Source organism: Aeromonas sp. S8(2024) (assembly GCF_041403085.1).
Classification (GTDB): Bacteria; Pseudomonadota; Gammaproteobacteria; order Enterobacterales; family Aeromonadaceae; genus Aeromonas; species Aeromonas dhakensis.
Genome location: NZ_JBGLRF010000002.1, coordinates 279,600 through 300,579, shown reverse-complemented (window position 1 = coordinate 300,579; position 20,980 = coordinate 279,600). Strand labels below are relative to the sequence as shown.

Sequence of the window (20,980 nt, the reverse complement as noted above, 5' to 3'; positions counted from 1 at the left end):
GGGGCGTAAGGTTATATGTGTTTTACCTTCACATGTAAAGTCTTCAGAAAGTCTCGGTGACTATCTTCGGTGTCACGAAAATCAGCAGCTCCCGCTTTTTGTTCGCGCTGGTCGTCTTGCGAAACAGTACCCCCAGACCCGGGATATCACCCAGCAGGGGGACCTTGGTCACATCGTTGGTAATAGTCTGCTGATAGATACCGCCCAGCACCAGCGTCTCGCCATTGTTGACCAGCACCTGGGTGGTGATCGACTGGGCATTGATGGAGACGGCATCGCCGGTACCGGTAGGTACGGTTTCACCCTTGGTGTCCTGGGTCACGGTCAGATCCAGGATCACCCTGTTGTCGGGAGTGATCTGCGGCGTCACTTTGAGACTCAGCACTGCCTTCTTGAAGGTGACCGAGGTAGCCCCGCTGGAGGAGGACTCCACATAGGGTATCTCGGTCCCTTGTTCGATCAGCGCCGGCTTCTGGTTAGCGGTAGTCACCCGGGGGCTGGCAATGATCTCGGCCTTGCTCTCCTTCTCCAGTGCCGACAACTCGAGATCCAACAAGGTGCCGTTCGCCAGCCGCGCCACCTGGAAGGCCAGGGTACCGGCGGCGTTGGTCACCGGCAGATTGACGTTCAACCGATCGTCCACCCCGGGACGGGTAATGGTCGAGCCACCGTTGTTGTTGCCGGAACCATCATTGCCCTCGATGGAGCCCGAGGTACTGTTGCCGTGACCATCGTTCTTGGTCACCCCCCAGCGTACCCCGAGTGCCTCGTCGAAGCCGTCGTCTATGGTCACCATGCGCGCTTCGATCACCACCTGCTTGACCGGGATATCCAGAATATCCAGCATGCGCTTGATGTTGCTGATGACGTCGGCGGTGTCCTTGACTACCAGCACGTTGGTCCGCTCATCCACGCTCACCGCCCCCTTGGCAGAGAGCAGCTTGGTGCTTTCAGACGAAAGCAGCGCCGCCACCTCGGATGCCTTGGCATAGTTTATCTGCAGGTATTCGGTGTAGAGCGGAGCCAGATCGGCGACCTGATTGCGACTCTCCAGCTGCTGTTTCTCGCGGGCGGCAATCTCTTCTGCCGGTGCAACCAGCAGAATGTTGTTGTCGAGCCGCTTGTCGAGTCCACGCACCTTCAAGATGATGTCGAGGGCCTGCTCCCAGGGCACCCCATCCAGCCGCAGGGTGATGTTGCCCGACACCGAGTCCGTGGTCACCAGGTTGAGATTGTTGAAATCCGCGATGAGCTGCAACACGGTTCTGACCGGAATATCCTGGAAATTGAGAGAGATGGGTTTGCCCTGATACTGCTTGCCGGCACTCGCTGCGGTGCGCTTTTTCACCTCGACGATGAACATCTTGTCTGCCTGGTCGTAGCGATAATCAAACTGGCCATTGACCGACAGCTCGAACAGGGTGTCATTGCCCTGGCGAAACACCTCAACCTGAGAAACAGGGGTGGCAAAATCCTGCACATTGATCAGATTGAGCAGGTCGTCCGGAACCCGGGTGCCGTGAAACTTGGCCAGCACAGTCTGACCGCGGCTGCTGACGTCCACGGCGGCAGAGCTGTTATCCAGCGTCACCAGAAATTCCCCCTGTCCGTCCTTGCCACGTCGAAAATCCACGCCTTTGACGGAGTTGAAGTAAGCGCCACTGGCCGAAGTTTGCGGGGTTGGCAACACAGGTTTGCTGGCAACCGGCGCCGCCACCGGGGCACTCTGGCGGGCAAGCTGCTGGCTGTTGATTAATGCCGACGAGGTTGCCGGCGGGGTATTGATAAGGGCGGACGAATTCGGCTGGGGAGCCACCATCCCGGAGGAAGAGGTCGTGGTTGGCAGCGGCATGGCCGCCTTGTCCCCCAACGCAACCAACAGCTTGTTGCCCTGCTGGTGCACCTGATAGGGAGTCAGTTGTTCGAGCGCAATCTTGATATCGAGACCCGCCCCCTTGCCCTCTACCTTGATGTTATCCACCCCCTGCTGCTTGATGGGCAGGGGATTCACGTTGAGTGCCCCCACCGCCCCCGGCACATGCAGCAGCAACTGGTTGGGTTCATAGGATAGCCGATCGGTAAACCCGCTGACCGGTTCACTGAAACTCAGCTCCAGCAGCAGTTGATCGGCCATCAGCGGATTGACTTTGACCTCCTGCAGGGTGGCCACCGCCCAGGCCTGGCCCCATGCACCGACGCAAAACAGCAGGGCCACTCTGGTTGCCTTACCTATTGTTGTTCTCATCGCAGTTCATCCCTGATTATCGTTTTGCTTCAAGATTGGCCATGCCCAGCTGGGTTTCTCGAGTCACCCAGCATCCCTTGCCGTCCGGTATAGTCTCAATCAAATCCACATAAGTGTCAGTGATCCTGATCACCCGCCCCTGATCCAGCCCCATATGCTGGTTGAGGCCCACTCGGATGGACTGACCATCCGGCGTTCTGATCAGGGCCCAGAGCTGCCCCTGCTTGCCAAGGGAACCCTGCATGCTCAGGCTGGCCAGTGAATAGTTCTCCAGCACCTCTTTCTCTCTGTTGGCGACAATCTGGGCGCAATCCGGTTTCACCTTGGCATCCGTCTTGGCACTGCTGGCCTCGGGCTGGGGAGCGATGAAGGGACTGCGCTGGTCACTGAGATGATAAGCCATGGGAGAGAAGGGCTTTATTTCGGGAAGAGGTTCAATGGGAACCGGCTTTCTGGCCTTCACCTCGGCCACGTAATTATCCATGTCATCCTGACCGCCGCAGGCCGTCAGCAACAATGCCGGCAACAAAACGCAGAGTATCCTCATTTTTTCTGCTCCACCGTCTTGCCGTTGTATTTATAGGTCTTGGCCAGCATCGACATGGCGATCATGTCATCCTGCTCCTTGCCCTGACCCAGCGTGAACGACTCCAGAATGACGATCCTTGGCAAGGCCGCCATGTCAGCCGTGAACTTGCCGATCTCATGATAGGTACCCACCACTTCTATTCGCATGGGCAGCTCGGTGGAAAACTCGTGCTTGATCTCCGGCTCCCAGTTGATGCGATTCAACTTGAGGCCATTGTCGGTGGCGATGAAGCTGATGTCATCCAGCAGCCCGGCCACTTCATGGGTATTGGGCAGCTGTTTTAGCTGGGTATCGACCAGTTGTTCAAGCTGCACCATCTGCGCCTTGTAGGCACCGAGATTGGCGGCCAGCATCGCCTTGCTCTCAAACTGTGACTTGAGCTCTGCCTCCTTGTCGGTTTCCTGGGTCAACAGAGTCAGCGACTTGGCAATCACGTAGTAATAGATGGCGCCCCCAAGCAGGGCACAGAAGAACAGGATGAAGATCCCCTTGGCCAGTTTGGGCCAGCTGGCGATGTTGTTGAAATCCAGTTCGTTGAGCTGTTGCAGGTTCATTTCTGCCCCTTAGCCATGTCGAGGCTGGCTCCAGCCGCCACGGCGACCTGGAACATCATGGAAAACTGGCTGAGCGAAACTGGTGCCACGTCAGCCGCAAAGATGGTGCTGATCTGCGACTGCCCCAGCCAGCCGGAACCATCGATGCGACGCATCATGCTGGCCACCCTGCCATAGGCTTCGGTCTTGCCGTTCACGTCGATCCGGTTGTCCTGCAGAGCCAACGTGTTGAGATACACCCCATTGGGTACCAACGAAGGCAGCTGGTTGAACAGGCGAACCGGCAGATTGCGACGCATCTGCAGGTGTTCGATCAATTGCATGCGATCGATCAACTCCTTGCGCCGCTCCTTGAGCAGGCGGATCTCGCCAAGCTGGGCATCGAGGATGGTCATCTCCTGCAGCAAACGCTGGTTGCGTTGCTGCTGATGGCCTATCTGCTGCTCCACCAGCCAGTCGGCGGCAAAGCCAAGTGAAGCCGTGATGGCCATGAAGATGCCTAGCATGACCCCGAATTGCTTCTTCTGCCGCTGGGCCCTGGCCTCGCGCCAGGGCAAGAGGTTTATATTTGACATGGCGTGAAGCTCCTCAATGCCAGACCCAGCGCCGTCATGTACTTGGCACCATGGGCAGCGACCTCTCCCTTGGGTTTGCCGAACAGGGTAAAGGGATCGGGATGCAACACCTCGCAGCTGAGCTCGTTGCCAATCTGAGCCGCCAACCCGGGCAGCAGGCTGCCCCCTCCGCTCAACACCAGTTTGGAAAGCTCCCGGTGGCCGGAAGAGCTGCAAAACAGCTGGACGTTGCGCCGCACCTGCTGCAGCAACGCATTCATGTGGGGCAGCAACACATCCAGCTCGTGATCGATCGGCAACTTGCCCTGCAGCTTGGCCTGCTCGGCATCATCCAGAGAGAGGCTGTAGAAAGAGGCCAGTGCCTGGCTGTATTGGTCGCCACCGAAGTTCTGCAAGCGGGAGTAGATCACCTCCCCCTTCACCAGCGCGGCAAATGTCATGGCGCTGGCGCCGATGTCGATGACACCGACCGGTTTGTCCCACTCCTGCAGCTCAGGCAGACAGGCGAGTACCGCCCGCCCCAAGGCGTGTGCCCCGACATCCACCACCTTGGTGGTCATGTCGGCTTCCGCCAGCGCGGTGACCCGACCATTCACGCTCTCGGTGCGGGCCGCGCTCAGCAGCACCTCCTGGCGCTCCTGATCGGCGACCTTGCCCAGGATCTCGAAATCCAGGCTCACTTCATCGAGGGGGAAAGGAATGAGTTGTTCAGCCTCAAGCTGGACCTGATTTTCCAGCTCGCTTTCACTCAGGCTGGCATCCACCTGAATGACCTTGGTGATCACGTTGGAACCGGTAACGGCAGTAGCCACATACTGGCTGCTGCCCGAGATGAGGCGCTTGAGGCCCTTGAGAGACTGGCCGACCCGCTCGATATCCTGCAGCTGATAATCGACCAGGGTGCCTTTGGGGGTGGCAACCTCCGCCACGGATTCGAGGTGCAGCTTGCCGGGACGGCCGGTGATGGTCACGGCCTTGATGGTCTGACTTCCAAAATCAATGCCTGCCAGTGGAAGCAGAGAACCCTTGTTGAATAGCCCAAACATATACACATCCATGCGTTATATGGGTTTTAGGATTGATTGTAGGACAGCTAATCAGAAGATGATGGCTTAACTCATCCTAAATGCTCTATCTATCAATGTCATAAAGTTTATGCCGAAAAGTGATGCAACTCGCTTTCCGAGCCGCGCCCTCCTCCCCTTGGTTATTGAGTCGCAGAGTGCTAACCTCCCGCCTCTTCTCGAGGAGCCGGACCATCGTCAGGAAAACCTCGAATTCACGAAGGCAAAAGGGCTATACTCTGCGCCCGTTGGCTAATTTTAAGACGATTGGTAGTTCTTCCATGCTGAAATGGCTCGTACGCCTGTTTATTGTCATGATGCTGGGTGCTGTGCTGGGTGTTGCCAGCCTCATCGGTATCTACTTCTACATCAAGCCCCAGTTGCCGGATGTGACCGCACTGCGCGACGTCAAGCTGGCCACCCCGATGAAGGTGTACAGTCGGGATGGGGAATTGATCTCCCAATTTGGCGAAATTCGTCGCATCCCCCTGCATCTGGATGAAATTCCCCAGTCCATGATCGATGCGGTGCTCGCTACCGAAGATGCCCGCTTCTACGAGCACCCCGGCATCGACCCCATCGGCATTCTGCGGGCTGCCACCGTCTGGGCAGTTTCCGGCCAGGCACGCCAGGGCGCCAGTACCATCACCCAGCAGGTTGCCCGCAACTTTTTCCTGAGCAACGAGAAGACCCTGGTGCGCAAGATCAAGGAGGTGTTCCTCGCCTGGCGCATCGAGCAGAACCTCTCCAAGGACGAGATACTGCAGCTCTACCTCAACAAGATACCGCTCGGCTATCGGGCCTTCGGGGTCGGCGCCGCCGCCCAGGTCTATTTTGGCAAAGAGGTGAAAGAGCTCACTCTGGACGAGATCGCCATCATTGCCGGTCTGCCCAAGGCCCCCTCCATGCTGAACCCGATCCGTTCGCCGGAGCGGGCCTTCGCCCGTCGCAACGTGGTGCTGGGTCGCATGCTGGAGACAGGCAAGATCACCCAGGCCCAGTATGACGAAGCCTCCAAGATGCCGATCAAGGCCCGTTATCACGGTGCCGAGACCACCCTCAACGCCCCCTATCTCGGCGAAATGGTTCGCCAGAAGATGGTGGAGCAGTTTGGGGAAGATGCCTACACCATGGGCCTGCACGTCTACACCACGGTCACCGCCAAGCGTCAGCGGGCAGCCCGTCAGGCTCTGCTCGACGGCGTGTTCGACTATGACACCCGCCATGGCTACAAGGGGGTGACCGCCCAGCTGTGGAAGAGCGGCGAGGCCGACTGGGATTACGACAAGATCATGGCCCATCTGGCCAAGCAGCCGACCTATCAGCCGCTGATGGCCGCCGTGGTCACCAAGCTGGGTGACAAGAGCGCGACCATAGTGCTGAAAAACGGCAAACAGGCCGAGCTTGGCTGGAACGGCATCAAGTGGGCTCGTTCTTTCATCACCGACGATCGTCAGAGTTTTGCCCCGAAATCGGCACGGGACGTACTCAAGGTCGGCGCCCAGATCTGGGTACGGGAGAAGGGTGAAGAGCTGCTGCTCTCCCAGATCCCCGAGGTCAACGCCGCCCTGGTGGCCATGAATCCGCAGGATGGCGCCATCGAGGCGCTGGTCGGCGGTTTCAGCTTCGAGTTGTCCAAGTTCAACCGGGTCGATCAGGCACGTCGCCAGATAGGCTCCAACATCAAACCTTTCCTCTATGCCACCGCGCTGGAGCAGGGCTATACCCTGGCCTCGCTCATCAACGATGCGCCGATCAACCAGTGGGATCCCTCCAAGGGCCCCATGTGGCAGCCCAAGAACTCCCCGGCTATCTATGACGGCCCCACACCGCTGCGCCTTGGTCTTGCCAAGTCGAAGAACGTGATGTCGGTCCGGCTGATGCGCGCCATCGGGCTGGATACCTATATCGACGGTCTGACCCGCTTCGGCTTTGTCCGCGACACCATCTCGCCCAACGAATCGCTGGCGCTGGGCGCGGCCGAGTTCACCCCGCTGGAAGTGGTGCGCGGCTATTCGGTGCTGGCCAACGGCGGCTTCCAGGTCACCCCCTACTTCATTACCGAGGTGACCGACAGCTTCGGCGCGCCTCTCTATCAGGCCAACCCGGCCGCCGCCTGCCGCGATTGCGGCGTACTGGCCGCTGCCGGTCTGGACAGCGCGGATGCCTATGCCAATACGGCCCCCGACTGGAAAGCCCAGTGCCCCATCGATCCCGTCGTGCCCAACAATATGGCGCCGCAGACCATCAGTGCCCAGAGTGCCTTCCTGGTCACCGATACCCTGACCACCGCCATCTGGGGCGGCAATGGCTGGCGCGGCACCGGCTGGCGGGCGGCTCGCGATCTCAAGCGCCACGATATATCGGGCAAGACCGGGACCACCAACGAGTCGCGCGATGCCTGGTTCTCCGGCTATACCCCGAACCTGGTCGCCACCTCCTGGATCGGTTTTGACAACCACCAGCGTGGCCTGGGCCGGGCCGAGTTTGGCGGCGGCGCCGCACAGCCCATCTGGATCGACTTCATGAAGACGGCGCTCAAGCAGATCCCCGAGCGCAAGATGCCGGTGCCGGAAGGGATCATCACGGTGCGCATCGACCGTGAAACCGGCCTGCTGACCAACCGCACCGATGGCAGCAGCACGGACGAGTTCTTCAAGGAAGGCACCGAACCGACCCGCTTCGCCACCCAGAGCTCGGATGGCAATCAGGTCTATGGCGGCGATGGCTCGGACACTGACGGCCCCGTCTCCACCGACGATATCTTCTAAGCAACCGCAGCAGACAAAAACCGGCGCCAAGGCGCCGGTTTTCTTTTGGTGAACACGAATGCGTTGTCGTCAGCCGAGCAGGCTTTTCATCAGGCTCGAGATGCGGGCGGCCAGCTCGTTGAAGCAGGGCCGGCGCACCGAGTAGTGGCGATAGAGCAGCGCTATGGTACGCCCTGGCACCGGATCGATCACCGGCCGGTAGCTCACGCCCCCCTCCTCGGTATTGGCTGGCACAGCGAGCCTGGGTACCAGCGTCATGCCGCTGCCGGCCGCCACCATGTTGCGCAGCGTCTCCAGGCTGGTGCCCTTGAAACGCTGATCCTCGCCGATGCCGGCGGCAAAACAGAAGCCCATCGCCTGATCCCGCAGACAATGGCCATCGGCCAGCATCAGCAGCTTCTTGCCCTTGAGATTGCTGAGCGGCACCGCCTTGGCCCTGGCCTCCGGATGCTGCTGGGGCACCGCCAGCCACATGGGCTCCTGATAGAGAGGGATGGAGCCAAACCCTTCCATCCCCTCCAGTTCGGCCAGGATCAGGCAGTCCAGCTCCCCCTCTTCCAGCCGTTTGAGCAGCACCTGGGTCTGCTCTTCATAGAGGTAGAACTCCAGCTTGGGAAAATGTTCGCGCAGATCCTGGATTATGTGGGGCAACAGATAGGGGCCGACGGTGGGAATGAAGCCGATGTGGATCTCGCCGGACATGGGTTCGGCAAAGTGCTGGCCTATGCTCTTGAGTTCGCGCACCTCTTTGAGCACCTTGCGAGCCTGCTGCGCCATGGCATCGCCAGCCGGGGTGAACAACACCTTGCGGGAGGTGCGCTCGATCAGGATCACCCCCAGCTCATCCTCCAGCTTGCGCAGCTGGCCGCTCAGGGTCGGCTGACTGACGAAACAGCGCTCCGCCGCCTTGCGAAAGTGCTTCTCCTCTTCCAGCGCCACCAAATACTCGAGATCGCGAAGGTTCATACATCCAGAATCCTGCCAACCAATGGGGCCATTAGCATGCCCAAGAACGGCGGGAGGGACAAGGGATGGTGAGATTGGACAGACCATGCACAGGGGATAAATAAAACGGGCCCGGATCCTGGATCCGGGCCCGTCGGGTCAGCATAGCCTCATCACACCCGGAAGCGGCGTACCAGCTCCTGCAGCTGGGTGGCCAGATGGTTCAGGTCGTTGCAGGCCTGCGCCATCTGGGTTGCCCCGGCCGCCACCTCTTCCGAGGCATGGCTGATATTGACCACGTTGCGGTTGAGCTCTTCACTCACCGCCCCCTGCTCTTCGGTGGCGGTCGCAATCTGGATGTTCATGTGGGAGATGCTCTCCACCGAGCCGCTGATCTCGGAGATGGACGCCCCCGCCTCACGCGCCGTACTGACGGTGGAGTTCATCATGTCCTGACTTTGCTGCATGGTGGTGCCGGCCTGCTCGGCCCGCTGCTGCAGCTCGGCAATGATGGTGTTGATCTGGGAGGTGGAGTCCTGGGTCCGTTTCGCCAGGGTGCGCACCTCATCGGCCACCACCGCAAAACCGCGCCCCTGTTCCCCGGCCCGGGCCGCCTCGATGGCGGCGTTCAGTGCCAGCAGGTTGGTCTGCTCGGCGATCCCGCGAATGACCTCCAGCACCATGCCGATGTTGCGGCTGTCATCACCTAACTGATGAATTACCACGGCGGTGCTCTCGATGGCACCGGCCACCTGCTCAATGCGCTTGATGGAGTCATTGACGGTGCGGGCCCCCAGCTCGGCGGTGCTGCTGGCAGCGCTGGCGGCACTGGCGGCATCGCTGGTGTTGCGGGACACCTCCTGCACCGTCGCCTGCATCTCGTTCATGGCGGTGGCCAGCTGGTTCAGCTCGTGCTGCTGGCTGTTCATGTTGTTGGCGGACTGACGGGCCACCGCGCTGATCTCTTCGGCCGCAGAGCTCAGTTGCACCACGGAGCCGGAGACTTCACTGACCAGATTGCGCAAGTTTTTCTGCATCTCGCCAAAGCCCTTGGCCAGTTGACCCAGTTCGTCATTGTTGAACTGGCTGGTGTCAAGATGGGTCGCCAGATCACCTCCCGACACTTTACCAACCACCTCCAGCAACGCGTTGACCGGGCGCTTGATCTGCTGAGTCAGATACCAAGCCACCAACACCACGAAAAGCAGCGTCACGAGTCCGATCGCTATGCTGAGCAGTTTGGCTGACTCATATGATTGCTCACTGCTGGTATGCATGGCACTACCAATGCGGTCGTTAATCTCGCGCAACGTCATTGTGAGCTGAGTGGTCTGGTCCAACGTAGTGCGGGTAATGCCATCCCGATACTCGCCAATCTTGGCGCCTTCGTTGTTCATGACCGCTTGATACAGCTGATCATGGGCGCTGAAGTAGGCCTCTCCTGCTGGTTGCAAGGCACGATAGGTCTGCTCTTCTTCTGCGTCGTTGAAAGCCAAACGGCCATAATCCGACAACGCTTTTAGAAAGCGAGCCTTGGCATCCGAGAAACTGTCGTTCCGTTTGGCGATATCCGCCTGGTCATTGTTGGTCAACGCAATGACCATGGCCAGTTCGGCTCGACGCGCATCCAGCAGCGCAACGTGCATTTGGCTGGCATAGCGAATGGAAGGCACCAGGTTATTGACAATAAGCTGAGTGTTCGCATTCAGGTAGGAGAGCCTGGAGATCCCAAATCCGGCGATGACCAGCACCAATAATGCCAATACCGCAAAACCGGCGCTCAACTTCTGACCTATAGACATATTTTTGAACATGATTGGTATCCTTGGCGGCTAGACGCAAGCCCCTGACATCGAACGTCCGGGCTATCCCCATAGAGCATAGCGCGATGATTGCAAGCGGATGATTTTCATACTATCCGCGGCTGAATATATCGCCCTGCCCGGGGATAGCATGAGGGCCACCCAGGCAGGAAAATCCACTCAGGACTCATCCGGCCAAGATTATCTTCGGCAGGATACCAATTCCCCCCTCAGCGCCCCATCAGCTGCTGGATATGGCGGGCAAATGCCTGGGGCTCGCCCAGGAAAGAGGACGCTGACAAGGGCGTTACCTTGTCCCCCTGCACCAGCCCCAGAGTCGGGTAACCCTGCCCGCCGAGGCGACGCATCCAGACCTGGCTGTCCGCCAGATGGCTTGCCAGCTCAACCGCCTGATAAGCCTGCACGAAGGCCTCCTGCGCAATGCCCTGCTCCGCCGCCAGGCTGGTCAGATGCTCGAGAGAACCGATCCAGATGCCATCGCGATAGTGGGATTGCTGGATGCGGTGCAGCATCACCAACCCATTGCCCCCCAGGGATGTCACCGCCAGAATTGCGCGGATAGGCTGCTCCGAGTCCAGCAGCAGGCCATCTCGCAGCAGCAGCTCGTTGAAATAGCGCTCGCCGAAAGGCTGACCGGTCAGCGCCTGGATCCGCTCGTCATGGGGGCGCACATAGTCGCGCAGCGCCTGACCCATGGCCTGGCGGCGACCACCCAGCCAGAGGCCGCCGGCATGCAGTTCGATCTGCAAGCCCGCGACATCGGCCGCGGCTTTCAGCAGCGGGGCGGCGCCATAGCACCAGCCACAGAGGGGGTCATAGACATAATGGAGGGTTGTTTGCACTTCGTTCATCATCATTCTCGCTTCAATTCTGGATAAAAAACCGGGCCCTAAGGCCCGGTAAAAAAACACAGGGAAGTAGGCGTCAGGGGGTTACCACTTCATCTCGCCGGTATTGACCTTGGCACCGATGGCCAGACCATCGTCGACCGGCAGGGACGGGTAAGCCTTCTTCAACGCTTCAATCAGCTGCCCGGAGTTCTTGGCCTTGGCCAGCTCCTGCTCAAAGCGCTCTACGTAGTCACGGGTGAAGGTCACGGCTTCGGTACCCTTGGGCGCAGTCCCCAGGAAGTGACCCGGCACCACGCGCTCAGGCTTCAGCGCCAGCAGATTGTTCAGCGCCTTGACCCAGTTGCTGCGAGCGACCTTGGTCTGACTGTCCGCCATCCACACATGTACGCCGCTGTAGACCGGCACACCACCAAAGGCAGTCTTGATGGACGGTGCCCACAGGTAGGCATTCGGAGTGTTCATCTCCTTGATCTCGATCTGCTCGCCATCCAGGGTCAGGTGGCTGGCCGTCATCACTTGCGGCACGGTCAGGCTCTTGGGTGCACCCTTGCCCAGAATGGGGCTCCAGTAGCTCAGCTTGGCGTCCTTGGTCTGGTTGATGTGGTCAACCACATGCTGGTCGGCCAGCACCTTGACGTCGGGGAACGCGGCCATGACAGGTTCCAGACCGAAGTAGAAGTCGGGGTCACCGGCACTGATATAGACGGTGGTCAGTTTCTTGCCGCTCTTCTTGATCATGTCGACCAGCGCCTGACCGTTTTGCACGTCGAACTGGGCATCGATCAGGATCGCCTCCTTGTCACCAGCCACCAAGGAAGAGGAGACCGGGAAGATGGCCTTCTCGCCAGGGTTGTAGACAGTTACGGTCAGCGGGGCGGCCATGGCGGCACCGCTCAGCAGGGTGGTAGCCAGGGTCAGATTGCGGATCAGGGTATTGTTCATCGGGTATTCCTCATCAAGTCATCAGGGGTTCATCAGATGGACACAGTTTATTGGATCACTTTCGGTACAAATACAGCATAATGAGCGCATCACTGTTGCATTAATCGAGCATATAGAGAGCCTGAACATGGATCGACTGACCGCATTGCGGGTCTTTGTCAGCGTAGTCGAACAGGGCAGCCTGAGCGGCGCCGGGGAGAAACTGGAGATGTCGCGCGCCATGGTGACCCGCTATCTGGCGGAGCTGGAGCAGTGGATGGGGGCGCGGCTGCTGCACCGCACCACCCGCCGGCTCAGTCTGACCGGCCCGGGAGAAGAGGCGTTGAACCGGGCCCGGGCCATGCTGGCGCTGGGGGAAGAGATGGAGCAGATCGCCGTGCGCGGCGACGAGGCGCCCAAGGGGCAGCTGCGCATCACCAGCAGCTATTCGCTCTCGGAAGCCCTGCTGGTGGGGGCCGCCAACGACTACCTGGCGCGCTATGCGGGCACCGCCATCGATATCCTGCTGCTGGACCGGACCGTCAACCTGGTGGAGGAGCGGATCGATCTCGCCATCCGCATCACCAATGATCTCGATCCCAACCTGGTGGCCCGCCGGCTCGGCACCTGCCACTCCGTGGTTTGTGCCAGCCCGGCCTATCTGGCCAGGCACCCGACACCGCACAAGGTGCAGGAGCTCGCCCTGCACAACTGCCTCACCTACACCTATTTCGGCAAGAGTCTGTGGGAATTTCAGGGGCCGGACGGGCCCGAATCCGTGCCGGTCAGCGGCAACCTCAGCGCCAACATCTCCAACCTGTTGCTGGAGGCGACCCTGGAAGGTGCCGGCATCAGCCTGCAGCCCCGCTATTCCGCCCAGCCCCATCTCGAGACCGGCACTCTGGTGCCGCTGCTGGAGCAGTGGCAGCCCAAGCGACTCGGCGTCTACGCCGTCTATGGCACCCGCAAACAGATGTCACCGCTGTTGCGCAGCTTCCTCGATTTTATGGTGGAACGCATGGCCGCCGACCCCATGTGGCGCGATTAAACCAGCATGAAAAAGGGGCCAGCAGGCCCCTTTCGTTCAATATGCCAGACTCGCTGGCCGCATTCAGGCTTCGAAACCGCTCAGCGGGGCATCGGCCGGCGTCTCCTGCGCCACATCCAGGAAGATCTCCCGATATGCCACATAGATGGAGTAGTTGAGGGCCGGGATCACCACCAGCAGCCCCACCAGCATCAGCGCCGCACCAAACAGCATCAGGATGGCGGCGACTATGCCCCACCAGAGAAAGGGCCACATGTTGGTCAGGCAGCCTTTGAAGCTGAGCTTGGCCGCCTGCAGGATCCCCACGTCGTGGAAATAGATGAGCGCGGGGGCGAAGGTGATGGCCATCAGCACCGGGATCAGCAGCGCCAGCCCCAGCAGCAGGCAGAGCAGCAGCCCCTGGGCCTGGGCCGCCGTGACCACCAGGGACTCGGGATCCTGGGTCAGCAGGGAGGTAAGCCCCCACATGGAGAGCAGCCCCAGGCAGATGAGACCGATCAGGCTGAACAGGGCCAGCACCAGCAGCCCCCCCAGCATCAGCGGCGTCAGCTTGTGCCGAAAGCCGGAGAAGAAGTCGGCGAAGCGCAGCGGGTTGCCTTCATAACCGTGGTGGGCCACCGCCACCCAGCCGGCGCCCCAAACCATATAGAGCAGCTGGGAGATGAGGCTGCCCGCCGGCAGGCGCTCCAGCAGCAGACCGACCGCAAACCAGACGAGAACCATGCCGACGCTGGCCCCCATCCCCTTGTTGAAGATATCGAAGCCGGACCGCACCCAGACCCAGCCACGCCCTATGGGGTGACGGGCGGGTGCTGTGCGCAGGGGGGACAATCCATTCATAACAGTTCCTCGGATGAAAACGGCTGGTTGCCGATTCTAGAGCCATGGGGCCCCCGACTCAATGGCGGGCCGCCATCGACACCGCAGGTGCACGTCATGGCTGCTTGTATCAGACGTTACGGTTATCATAAGAGACCCCTCTGCAAGGGGCGTTCACTTATTCAAGAGAATCCAAAATGCGTACATCTCACCTGGCGCCGCTGCTGCTGGCCTCCCTGTTGCTCAACCTCTGGCAGTGGCAAGCCGACCACACCGCCGCCCAGCCGGAGTCCGACGCAGCCGGCACCGCCCGCGCAGCCCAGTGCGACGCGTCAGCTTCCCAGAGCAGCAGCCAGAACCCGGGGCAGAACCTGCTGGCCAAGCTGCCCGGCAAGGGCCCCCAGAGCGAGCCTGCGCCCGCCCAGGAGGCGCTCCCCCCCAACCCCGAGCTGGAAGCAGCCATCAGCCAGTGGAGCCAGTCGAGCGAAGGGTCCGTGCTGATCGAACGGCTCTATGACGCCGAGCAGGGCAGCCAGCTCACCACCGTCTTCGATCGGCTCGACATCGTGGAGGACGTGCGCGGCCAGGTGCAGGAGCAGCTGCGCGAGCTCTATCGCCTTGGTTTCGATCATCCCGATGCCTACGAGCAGGAGAGCCAGCGCATCTGGAGCAACCTCAGCAACCTGCTGGGGGAGGATACCCGCACCCGGCTCGAGCAAGAGATCTACTCGGGCGACACCAACCGCCTGCTGGAGATCCAGGGCCGCCTGGCGGAGCGCGGCGAGCTGCTGGCACCGGCCCAGCGCCAATCTCTGACGCGCCTGTTGAGCGAGGCGAACCAGCAGCTGGCCCAACAGGAGAGCGGCGATGCCGGCACCTATCTGGAGAACCAGCGCGCCTATACCCAGCGGGTACTGGAGAGCAGCCGCGGCTTCCTGAGCCCGGATCAGCTCAAGGTGCTGCAAGACATGCTGGAACTGGATCTGGTGCGCCAGGAGGTCTCGGTCCAGATGGAGGCCATCTACCAGCGCTTCCAGCCAGCCTCCTGATTTCGTTACCGTTTCGTCTTAGTCAACCCAGCCTGGAATCATCATGAGAGTCGTTTGTTGTCTATTGTTGCTGCTGGCCAGCCAGTCCGCCCTCGCCGAGGGCTTCATCAGCCGCCTGCTCAATCACCCGGTGCCGGGCGGTGTCGCCGTGGTGCCCCTTGGCAGCGAGGCGCAGGCCCCGACCGCCCGCTATCAGGACAAGCCGGTACTGGTGGTGCGTGAAGAGGGCAAGCGCTGGATTGCCATCGTCGGCATCCCTCTCAAGAGCCAGCCCGGCCCCCACCAGCTGCAGGTGAGCGATGGCCGCACCCTCGGCTTCACGGTCGGCAGCAAGCACTACCGCGAGCAGCAGATCAAGCTCAAGAACGGCCGTCAGGTCAATCCGCTGGCCGAAGACATGGCCCGCATCAACCGCGAGCTGGCGGAGCAGACCCGCGCCTACCAGACCTTCAGCCCGGCCCAGCCAAGCAACCTGCTGTTCGACAAACCGGTGAAGGGGCCGCTCTCCAGCCCGTTCGGGCTGCGCCGCTTCTTCAACGGCGAGGAGCGCAACCCCCACTCCGGCCTCGACTTCGCGGTCGGTGCCGGCACCCCCATCAAGGCACCAGCCGCTGGCAAGGTAATCCTGATTGGCAACTACTTCTTCAACGGCAACACGGTGTTCGTCGACCACGGCCAGGGGCTCATCAGCATGTTCTGCCACATGTCGAAGGTCGACGTGAAGCTGGGCCAAAGCCTGCCCCGCGGCGGCATCGTCGGCCGGGTCGGCGCCACCGGCCGCGCCACCGGTCCCCACATGCACTGGAACGTCAGTCTCAACGACGCTCGCGTCGATCCCGCCATCTTCATCGGCGCCTTCAAGCCCTGAGGCCGGAGACCTGTCGCGCGCAGGCAGGGGCGTTCAAAACGAAAAAGGCAGCCTAGGCTGCCTTTTTGATGGCCGAATGACCACCTGTCAGGCAGCGCTGTGCTGGCGTGCCTCCTTGCCCATGGCTCGCCACATCACCAGTACCAGCAGGGTGCTGCAGGTGGGCAGCGCCAACCAGACGCCGGATACCCCCCACAGGGAAGAGAAGCCCCACAGAAAGCCGCCGATCAGCACCAGCTTGCCGCCGGTAAGCAGGGAGGCGATACGGGCCCGGTTGATGGCCTGGAAGTAGGTGGCCCCCACCAGCAGCAGGCCCTCCATCGGCAAGCCCCAGAAGTAGAGCCAGATGCCCAGGCTGGCCACCGGCAACAGGGCCGCGTTGTCACCGGCGAACAGGTAGACCACCCCCTCCGGCCAGAGATAGAGCGGCAACATGCCGCACAGGGCCACCAGCAGCGTCACCCCGAGCGCCAGGTTGCGCACCCGCAGCACCCGTGCCCAGTTGCCCGCCCCGGCGTTGAAGCTGGCGATGGGCTGGATGCCCATGGCGATCCCCTCGAAGATGAGATAGAAGAAGGCCTCGCTATAGCTGATGACCCCGTAGGCGGCCACGTGCAACGAGGTGCCGACCGAGAGCAGCGCCTTGTTGTGCAGCGCCAGCACCACCGACAGGTAGAGGTACATCAGAAAGCTCGACACCCCGAGTCGCAATGTCTCTCCCATCAGCCGCCAGTCGGGCCGCAGGGTATCCCAGCGAATGCGCAGCTGGCTGCGCGGGGTGAAGAAGTGCCACAGGCACAGCCCCCCGGTCACTGCCTGGGAGAGCATGGTGGCGATGGCGGCCCCCGCCAGCCCCCAGGGGATCACCGCCATCAGCAGGTAGTCGAGCAGCACGTTGAGCACGCCGCCCCCCACCAGGATCCAAGTGGTGAGGCCGGGTCGCCCGTCGTTGCGCAGCAGGGCGGTAAAGGCCATGGAGAGCACCGCGAACACCCCGAGCCAGGAATACCACTGCAGATAGGCGTATCCTGCGTCGAAGATGGCCCCCTCCGCCCCCATCCACACCAGCATCTCGTCGCCATAGTGGATGCCGATGAAGGCGAGCAGCGCCGAAGCGATGAGCACCATCACCAGCGCGTTGCCGACGATGTGACGGGCCCTGGCCTGCTCCCCCTTGCCCAGATAAAACGAGGCGAGCGCCGAGGAGCCCATGCCGATCAGCGCCCCCACCGCATAGAGCACGGCGCAGATGGGGTAGGCCAGCATCATGCCGGCCAGGCCGTCCTGGCCCAGAATATGGCCGACGAAGATGCCGTCTATGGTGACATAGATGCCGGTGACCAGCATGGCGGCCACGGTCGGAGTGACGTAGCGCCAGAACAGGCGGGAAAGGGGGGCCGTGCCCAGATCGACTGCGGACATAGGATGCTCAATGGAGGGGAAAACGGCCGGAATGATAGCCAAAGCGGGCCGGGATCGCCCGTTATTTATGTTACAAATCATTAATATGGAAAACTTTACCCGCCCAGGCCCCTGCTTTAGGCTAGGGCGACTCCACCTGAACGGAAACGTGCGCCATGTTGCAACGCCTGCTCTCCCTGCTGCTCTGCCTTACTCTTCTTTCTCCCCTTGCCCAGGCCGATGACGCCATCACCCAGGTGGAAGAACTGCTGCAGAGCGTGCCCAAGACGGACACCCCGGAGAACCAGAAGCTGCGGGAGAGCTACCAGCAGGCGCTGCAATTTGCCCGGGAAGCCCAGCGCTACCGCGAGCAGGGCAAGGCCTATCAGCAGGTGCTCATCGACTATCCCAAGGAGTCGGCCCGCCTCAAGGAGAGCCTGCACAACTACCAGCCCCAGCCTCGTCCTGCCCTCTCTTCCCTGAAGGAGGAGGCGCTGCGCCAGGCCATCGGCCTGAGCAGCAACCGCCAGCTCAACCTGCGCAAGGAGCGCCAGGGGGTGATGGACAGCCTCAACCAGCTTGAGAGCACAGGCCAGGAGTATCACCTGCGGGTCGACGAGCTGCGCAAGCAGTTGCAGCAGACCCGTGCCCTGCTCGATCGGCTCAGCTTCAGCAGCGAGTCTGACCGCCAGCAGGATGCCCAGCAGCTGGTGACCCGCCTCAAGGAGCAGAGCCTCTCCGACCGGATCCAGATGCTGGAGCTGGAACAGCTCTCCGCCCAGCAGCGCAACGATCTGGGCAAGCTCAGGTTGCAGGAGCTCAACCTCGCCATCACCGACGAGGACGAGTGGCAGACCAGCCTGCTCAACCAGCAGAACCAGCTGCGCCGCGACAAGACAGAACAGGCACTGGCGGAGAGCGAGCGGCTGCGCAAGCAGCTCACCTCCGACATGCCGCTGCTGCTGGAGCAGCAACAGCAGAACCAGGCGCTCTCCATCCAGCTCGGCGCGCTCGAAGATCAGATTGAGCGGGTGCAGGACGAGCAGCGGGTGATCGACACGAACCTCTCGACCCTGAACGACCTGGTCAACTCGGTGCGCGAGCAACTGGAGTGGCTGCAGATCAGCAACGCCTACGGCGAGAACCTGCGCAGCAAGCTCTCGGATCTGCCCGCCTACTTCCCCCTCGACAAGCTGGAGTCGGCCATCGTCAACGCCCGCATGGCCAAATACCAGTACGAGACCGAGCAGGATGCCCTCAAGGATCCGCGCCAGCTGCGCGATCAGCTGCTGGCCACCGACGGCATCACCCTGGATCGCGCCCAGCTGGCGGTACTCGACAACCTGCTCAAGGCCAGACGGCAGCTGCTGACCCGACTCAACGACGCCGCCGACAGCCTCATTCAGGAGCAGACCCGGCTCAAGCTGCTCTACAGCCGCCAGAACAGCAAGATCGACGAGATCCGCGAGCTCAGCGCCAGCCACCTGTTCTGGATGCCGGACGTGCGCCCGCTCACCCCGGCCGTGCTGCTCGGGGTACCGGCCGCCCTCGGTCTCGCCCTCAACCCGGTCAACTGGCTGCAACTGCCCCAGGCCATCGCCGAGAACAATCCCATCACCCTCACCTTCGCCGGCATCGGCATCCTGGTGCTGGCCTGGTGCTGGTTCAAGCTGGCTCGCCACCTGACCCACTACAGCCAGTACATAGCGCCCCGCATCGGCAAGGTGACCCAGGACAAGTTCAGCCTCACCAGCCGGCTGCTGATGCGCTCCCTGCTGGCCTCCCTGCCGCTACCCGCCATGGTGCTGATGGTGCGCGGCCTGCTCGACGGCGCCTGGCAATACCCGTTCGCGGTGGCGGTGGCCCGCGGCCTCGGCGAGATCTGGTTCCTGCTGCTGGCGCTCTTGATGGCGCGTCACCTGACGCTGGAGAAGGGGATCCTGATCCTCCATTTTCGTTGGCAGAAGGAGCGGGTGCAGAAGGTGTGGAGCCAGTTTCGCACCCTCTTGCTGGTGATCATCCCGAGTTTCTTCGTACAGGGCATGGCCAACAGCTATCAGGAGCACGCCTTCTACGACTCCCTCGGCCGGCTGGCCTTCATCGTCGGCGCCCTCTGGCTGCTGCTGTTCTTCGCCCGCCTCAACCGGGAGCGGCTGCCGCTCACCTGGGGCCAGGCCGACATGAGCAAGCCGCACCTGCTGCACCACTTCATCTGGAACAGCCTGATGCTGGCGCCGCTGCTGGCGGTGATCGGCTCTCTGCTTGGCTACTTCTATACCTCCCGCATCCTGCTGCGCCAGCTGGAGCTGAGCCTGCTGATGGGGCTGGGCTGCCTGCTCGTCTACTATCTGGCCCACCGCTGGATGCTGATCCAGCGCCGCCGCCTCGCCTTCGAGCGAGCCAAGAGCAAGCGCGCCGAGATCCTGGCCCAGCGCGGCCGGGAAGAGGGACACGACGAGCTCAGCTCCGAGATCCCGGATGTGGTAGAGGACACCGAACTGGATCTGGACACCATCAGTGCCCAGTCCCTCGGGCTGGTGCGCACCCTGCTGATGCTGGGCTTCACCATGCTGGTGGTGGTGCAGTGGTCCGAACTCAACTCGGCGTTCAGCTTCCTGCGCAGCATCGAGGTGTGGCAGGTGAGCAGCAAGATCGGCGGCATCGAGCAGGTCGTCGCCATCACATTGCAGGATCTGATGCTGACGGCCTTCACCTTCATCCTGACCGTGGTCACCGCCCGCAACCTGCCGGGTCTGATGGAGCTGACCCTGCTCCAGCACCTGAGCCTTTCCCCCGGCACCGGCTTCGCCATCACCACAGTGACCAAGTACATAGTGCTGGTGGTGGGGGCGCTGACCGGCTTCTCCATCCTCGGCATCGACTGGTCCAAGGCGCAGTGGATGGTGGCGGCCCTCTCCCTGGGCCTGGGTTTCGGGCTGCAGGAGATCTTCGCCAACTTCGTCTCCGGCCTCATCATACTGTTCGAGAAACCGATCCGGCTCGGCGACACAGTCACCATCCGCGAGCTGACCGGCACCGTCACCAAGATCAAGACCCGCGCCACCACCATAGTGGATTGGGACAGGAAGGAGATCATCGTCCCCAACAAGGCCTTCATCACCGAGCAGTTCATCAACTGGTCCCTGTCCGACGCCATCACCCGGGTACGGCTGCGCATCCGCATCGGCCTGACCCAGGAGCCGAGAAAGATACAGACCATTCTGGAAGAGTCGATCAAGGCCTCCACCCTGGTGCTGGAGACCCCCTCCCCCGAGGTGTTCCTGATCGAATTCACCGACTCGGCCCTGATCTACGAGATCCGGCTCTACGTCAACAGCATGGATCACCGCATGCCCATCACCCACGAGGTCCACTCGCTGGTACTGGAGAAACTGCAGCAACAGGGGCTGGGGCTGCCGCACCAGCAGATCGACATTCGTCTGAGCCGGGCCTGAGT

General features: G+C 61.5%; 16 protein-coding genes. 5 read left to right on the top strand and 11 right to left on the bottom strand.

Going from position 1 to position 20,980, the window contains the following annotated elements; all coding sequences use genetic code 11:
• Positions 1-43: 43 nt before the first annotated feature.
• From ACB031_RS05990 to tapM, 5 genes are read right to left on the bottom strand one after another with little or no spacing between them, the layout of a single operon-like run.
• Positions 44-2,245 carry a type IV pilus secretin PilQ gene (locus ACB031_RS05990; protein ID WP_371139190.1) on the bottom strand — a complete coding sequence of 734 codons (2,202 nt, stop codon included), beginning with the start codon at positions 2,243-2,245 and terminating at the stop codon, positions 44-46.
• Positions 2,246-2,261: 16 nt separating this feature from the next.
• Complete coding sequence (locus ACB031_RS05985) at positions 2,262-2,792, bottom strand: pilus assembly protein PilP (protein ID WP_005298376.1); 531 nt, start codon at positions 2,790-2,792, stop codon at positions 2,262-2,264.
• Positions 2,789-3,388 carry a PilO family type IV pilus biogenesis protein TapO gene (tapO, locus tag ACB031_RS05980; RefSeq protein WP_005298374.1) on the bottom strand — a complete coding sequence of 200 codons (600 nt, stop codon included), beginning with the start codon at positions 3,386-3,388 and terminating at the stop codon, positions 2,789-2,791. The genes ACB031_RS05985 and tapO overlap by 4 nt, the downstream gene beginning before the upstream one ends.
• Positions 3,385-3,963 (bottom strand): PilN family type IV pilus biogenesis protein TapN, encoded by a 579-nt coding sequence (gene tapN, locus ACB031_RS05975; RefSeq protein WP_268037347.1) that lies wholly within the window; start codon positions 3,961-3,963, stop codon positions 3,385-3,387. The genes tapO and tapN overlap by 4 nt, the downstream gene beginning before the upstream one ends.
• Positions 3,951-5,021: a PilM family type IVa pilus assembly protein TapM gene (gene tapM, locus ACB031_RS05970; RefSeq protein ID WP_017787953.1), complete on the bottom strand. Its 1,071-nt coding sequence runs from the start codon at positions 5,019-5,021 to the stop codon at positions 3,951-3,953. Before tapM ends, tapN begins: the two co-directional genes overlap by 13 nt.
• A gap of 287 nt (positions 5,022-5,308) precedes the next feature.
• Here tapM and ACB031_RS05965 point away from each other — a divergent pair, with 287 nt between their 5' ends.
• Positions 5,309-7,798, top strand: coding sequence for a penicillin-binding protein 1A (locus ACB031_RS05965; protein WP_368231531.1), 2,490 nt, complete (start codon positions 5,309-5,311; stop codon positions 7,796-7,798).
• Positions 7,799-7,867: 69 nt separating this feature from the next.
• On the opposite strand, the gene oxyR is transcribed toward ACB031_RS05965, so the two are convergent.
• The 4 genes from oxyR to ACB031_RS05945 all read right to left on the bottom strand — a co-directional run bounded on the left by oxyR (position 7,868) and on the right by ACB031_RS05945 (position 12,359).
• On the bottom strand, positions 7,868-8,764 hold the full coding sequence (gene oxyR, locus ACB031_RS05960) for a DNA-binding transcriptional regulator OxyR (RefSeq protein ID WP_021464491.1): 897 nt from the start codon (positions 8,762-8,764) through the stop codon (positions 7,868-7,870).
• Positions 8,765-8,916: 152 nt separating this feature from the next.
• A complete protein-coding gene (locus ACB031_RS05955) occupies positions 8,917-10,557 on the bottom strand; it encodes a methyl-accepting chemotaxis protein (RefSeq protein ID WP_017764994.1) in 1,641 nt (546 codons plus the stop codon).
• Between the two features lie 218 nt (positions 10,558-10,775).
• Positions 10,776-11,423, bottom strand: a complete 648-nt coding sequence (locus tag ACB031_RS05950) for a DsbA family protein (protein WP_024941163.1) — start codon at positions 11,421-11,423, stop codon at positions 10,776-10,778.
• A 75-nt stretch (positions 11,424-11,498) separates the two neighbouring features.
• The gene (locus tag ACB031_RS05945; protein WP_242762717.1) at positions 11,499-12,359 is read right to left on the bottom strand and encodes a Vmh family MBL fold metallo-hydrolase; all 861 of its coding nucleotides are present in this window, start codon (positions 12,357-12,359) and stop codon (positions 11,499-11,501) included.
• A gap of 127 nt (positions 12,360-12,486) precedes the next feature.
• Between ACB031_RS05945 and ACB031_RS05940 the strand changes: the two genes are divergently transcribed.
• Complete coding sequence (locus ACB031_RS05940) at positions 12,487-13,386, top strand: LysR family transcriptional regulator (RefSeq protein WP_017764991.1); 900 nt, start codon at positions 12,487-12,489, stop codon at positions 13,384-13,386.
• Between the two features lie 63 nt (positions 13,387-13,449).
• Here the strand turns inward: ACB031_RS05940 and ACB031_RS05935 are convergent, their stop codons facing one another.
• Positions 13,450-14,226 carry a BPSS1780 family membrane protein gene (locus ACB031_RS05935; protein WP_095592220.1) on the bottom strand — a complete coding sequence of 259 codons (777 nt, stop codon included), beginning with the start codon at positions 14,224-14,226 and terminating at the stop codon, positions 13,450-13,452.
• A 176-nt stretch (positions 14,227-14,402) separates the two neighbouring features.
• Between ACB031_RS05935 and ACB031_RS05930 the strand changes: the two genes are divergently transcribed.
• The gene (locus ACB031_RS05930) at positions 14,403-15,254 is read left to right on the top strand and encodes a hypothetical protein (RefSeq protein ID WP_195878979.1); all 852 of its coding nucleotides are present in this window, start codon (positions 14,403-14,405) and stop codon (positions 15,252-15,254) included.
• A gap of 43 nt (positions 15,255-15,297) precedes the next feature.
• Positions 15,298-16,122: a peptidoglycan DD-metalloendopeptidase family protein gene (locus tag ACB031_RS05925; RefSeq protein ID WP_371139189.1), complete on the top strand. Its 825-nt coding sequence runs from the start codon at positions 15,298-15,300 to the stop codon at positions 16,120-16,122.
• A gap of 87 nt (positions 16,123-16,209) precedes the next feature.
• Here the strand turns inward: ACB031_RS05925 and ACB031_RS05920 are convergent, their stop codons facing one another.
• Positions 16,210-17,544, bottom strand: a complete 1,335-nt coding sequence (locus ACB031_RS05920) for an MATE family efflux transporter (RefSeq protein ID WP_041202915.1) — start codon at positions 17,542-17,544, stop codon at positions 16,210-16,212.
• 155 nt (positions 17,545-17,699) lie between these two features.
• Here ACB031_RS05920 and mscM point away from each other — a divergent pair, with 155 nt between their 5' ends.
• Positions 17,700-20,978: a miniconductance mechanosensitive channel MscM gene (gene mscM / locus ACB031_RS05915; RefSeq protein ID WP_010633183.1), complete on the top strand. Its 3,279-nt coding sequence runs from the start codon at positions 17,700-17,702 to the stop codon at positions 20,976-20,978.
• The last annotated feature ends 2 nt before the right edge of the window (positions 20,979-20,980 follow it).

What these genes read in the sequence shown, in the direction of transcription:
- ACB031_RS05990 (WP_371139190.1), bottom strand. Translation starts at nt 2,245, where the DNA reads ATGAGAACAACAATAGGTAAGGCAACCAGAGTGGCCCTGCTGTTTTGC.
- ACB031_RS05985 (WP_005298376.1), bottom strand. Translation starts at nt 2,792, where the DNA reads ATGAGGATACTCTGCGTTTTGTTGCCGGCATTGTTGCTGACGGCCTGC.
- tapO (WP_005298374.1), bottom strand. Translation starts at nt 3,388, where the DNA reads ATGAACCTGCAACAGCTCAACGAACTGGATTTCAACAACATCGCCAGC.
- tapN (WP_268037347.1), bottom strand. Translation starts at nt 3,963, where the DNA reads ATGTCAAATATAAACCTCTTGCCCTGGCGCGAGGCCAGGGCCCAGCGG.
- tapM (WP_017787953.1), bottom strand. Translation starts at nt 5,021, where the DNA reads ATGGATGTGTATATGTTTGGGCTATTCAACAAGGGTTCTCTGCTTCCA.
- ACB031_RS05965 (WP_368231531.1), top strand. Translation starts at nt 5,309, where the DNA reads ATGCTGAAATGGCTCGTACGCCTGTTTATTGTCATGATGCTGGGTGCT.
- oxyR (WP_021464491.1), bottom strand. Translation starts at nt 8,764, where the DNA reads ATGAACCTTCGCGATCTCGAGTATTTGGTGGCGCTGGAAGAGGAGAAG.
- ACB031_RS05955 (WP_017764994.1), bottom strand. Translation starts at nt 10,557, where the DNA reads ATGTTCAAAAATATGTCTATAGGTCAGAAGTTGAGCGCCGGTTTTGCG.
- ACB031_RS05950 (WP_024941163.1), bottom strand. Translation starts at nt 11,423, where the DNA reads ATGATGATGAACGAAGTGCAAACAACCCTCCATTATGTCTATGACCCC.
- ACB031_RS05945 (WP_242762717.1), bottom strand. Translation starts at nt 12,359, where the DNA reads ATGAACAATACCCTGATCCGCAATCTGACCCTGGCTACCACCCTGCTG.
- ACB031_RS05940 (WP_017764991.1), top strand. Translation starts at nt 12,487, where the DNA reads ATGGATCGACTGACCGCATTGCGGGTCTTTGTCAGCGTAGTCGAACAG.
- ACB031_RS05935 (WP_095592220.1), bottom strand. Translation starts at nt 14,226, where the DNA reads ATGAATGGATTGTCCCCCCTGCGCACAGCACCCGCCCGTCACCCCATA.
- ACB031_RS05930 (WP_195878979.1), top strand. Translation starts at nt 14,403, where the DNA reads ATGCGTACATCTCACCTGGCGCCGCTGCTGCTGGCCTCCCTGTTGCTC.
- ACB031_RS05925 (WP_371139189.1), top strand. Translation starts at nt 15,298, where the DNA reads ATGAGAGTCGTTTGTTGTCTATTGTTGCTGCTGGCCAGCCAGTCCGCC.
- ACB031_RS05920 (WP_041202915.1), bottom strand. Translation starts at nt 17,544, where the DNA reads ATGTCCGCAGTCGATCTGGGCACGGCCCCCCTTTCCCGCCTGTTCTGG.
- mscM (WP_010633183.1), top strand. Translation starts at nt 17,700, where the DNA reads ATGTTGCAACGCCTGCTCTCCCTGCTGCTCTGCCTTACTCTTCTTTCT.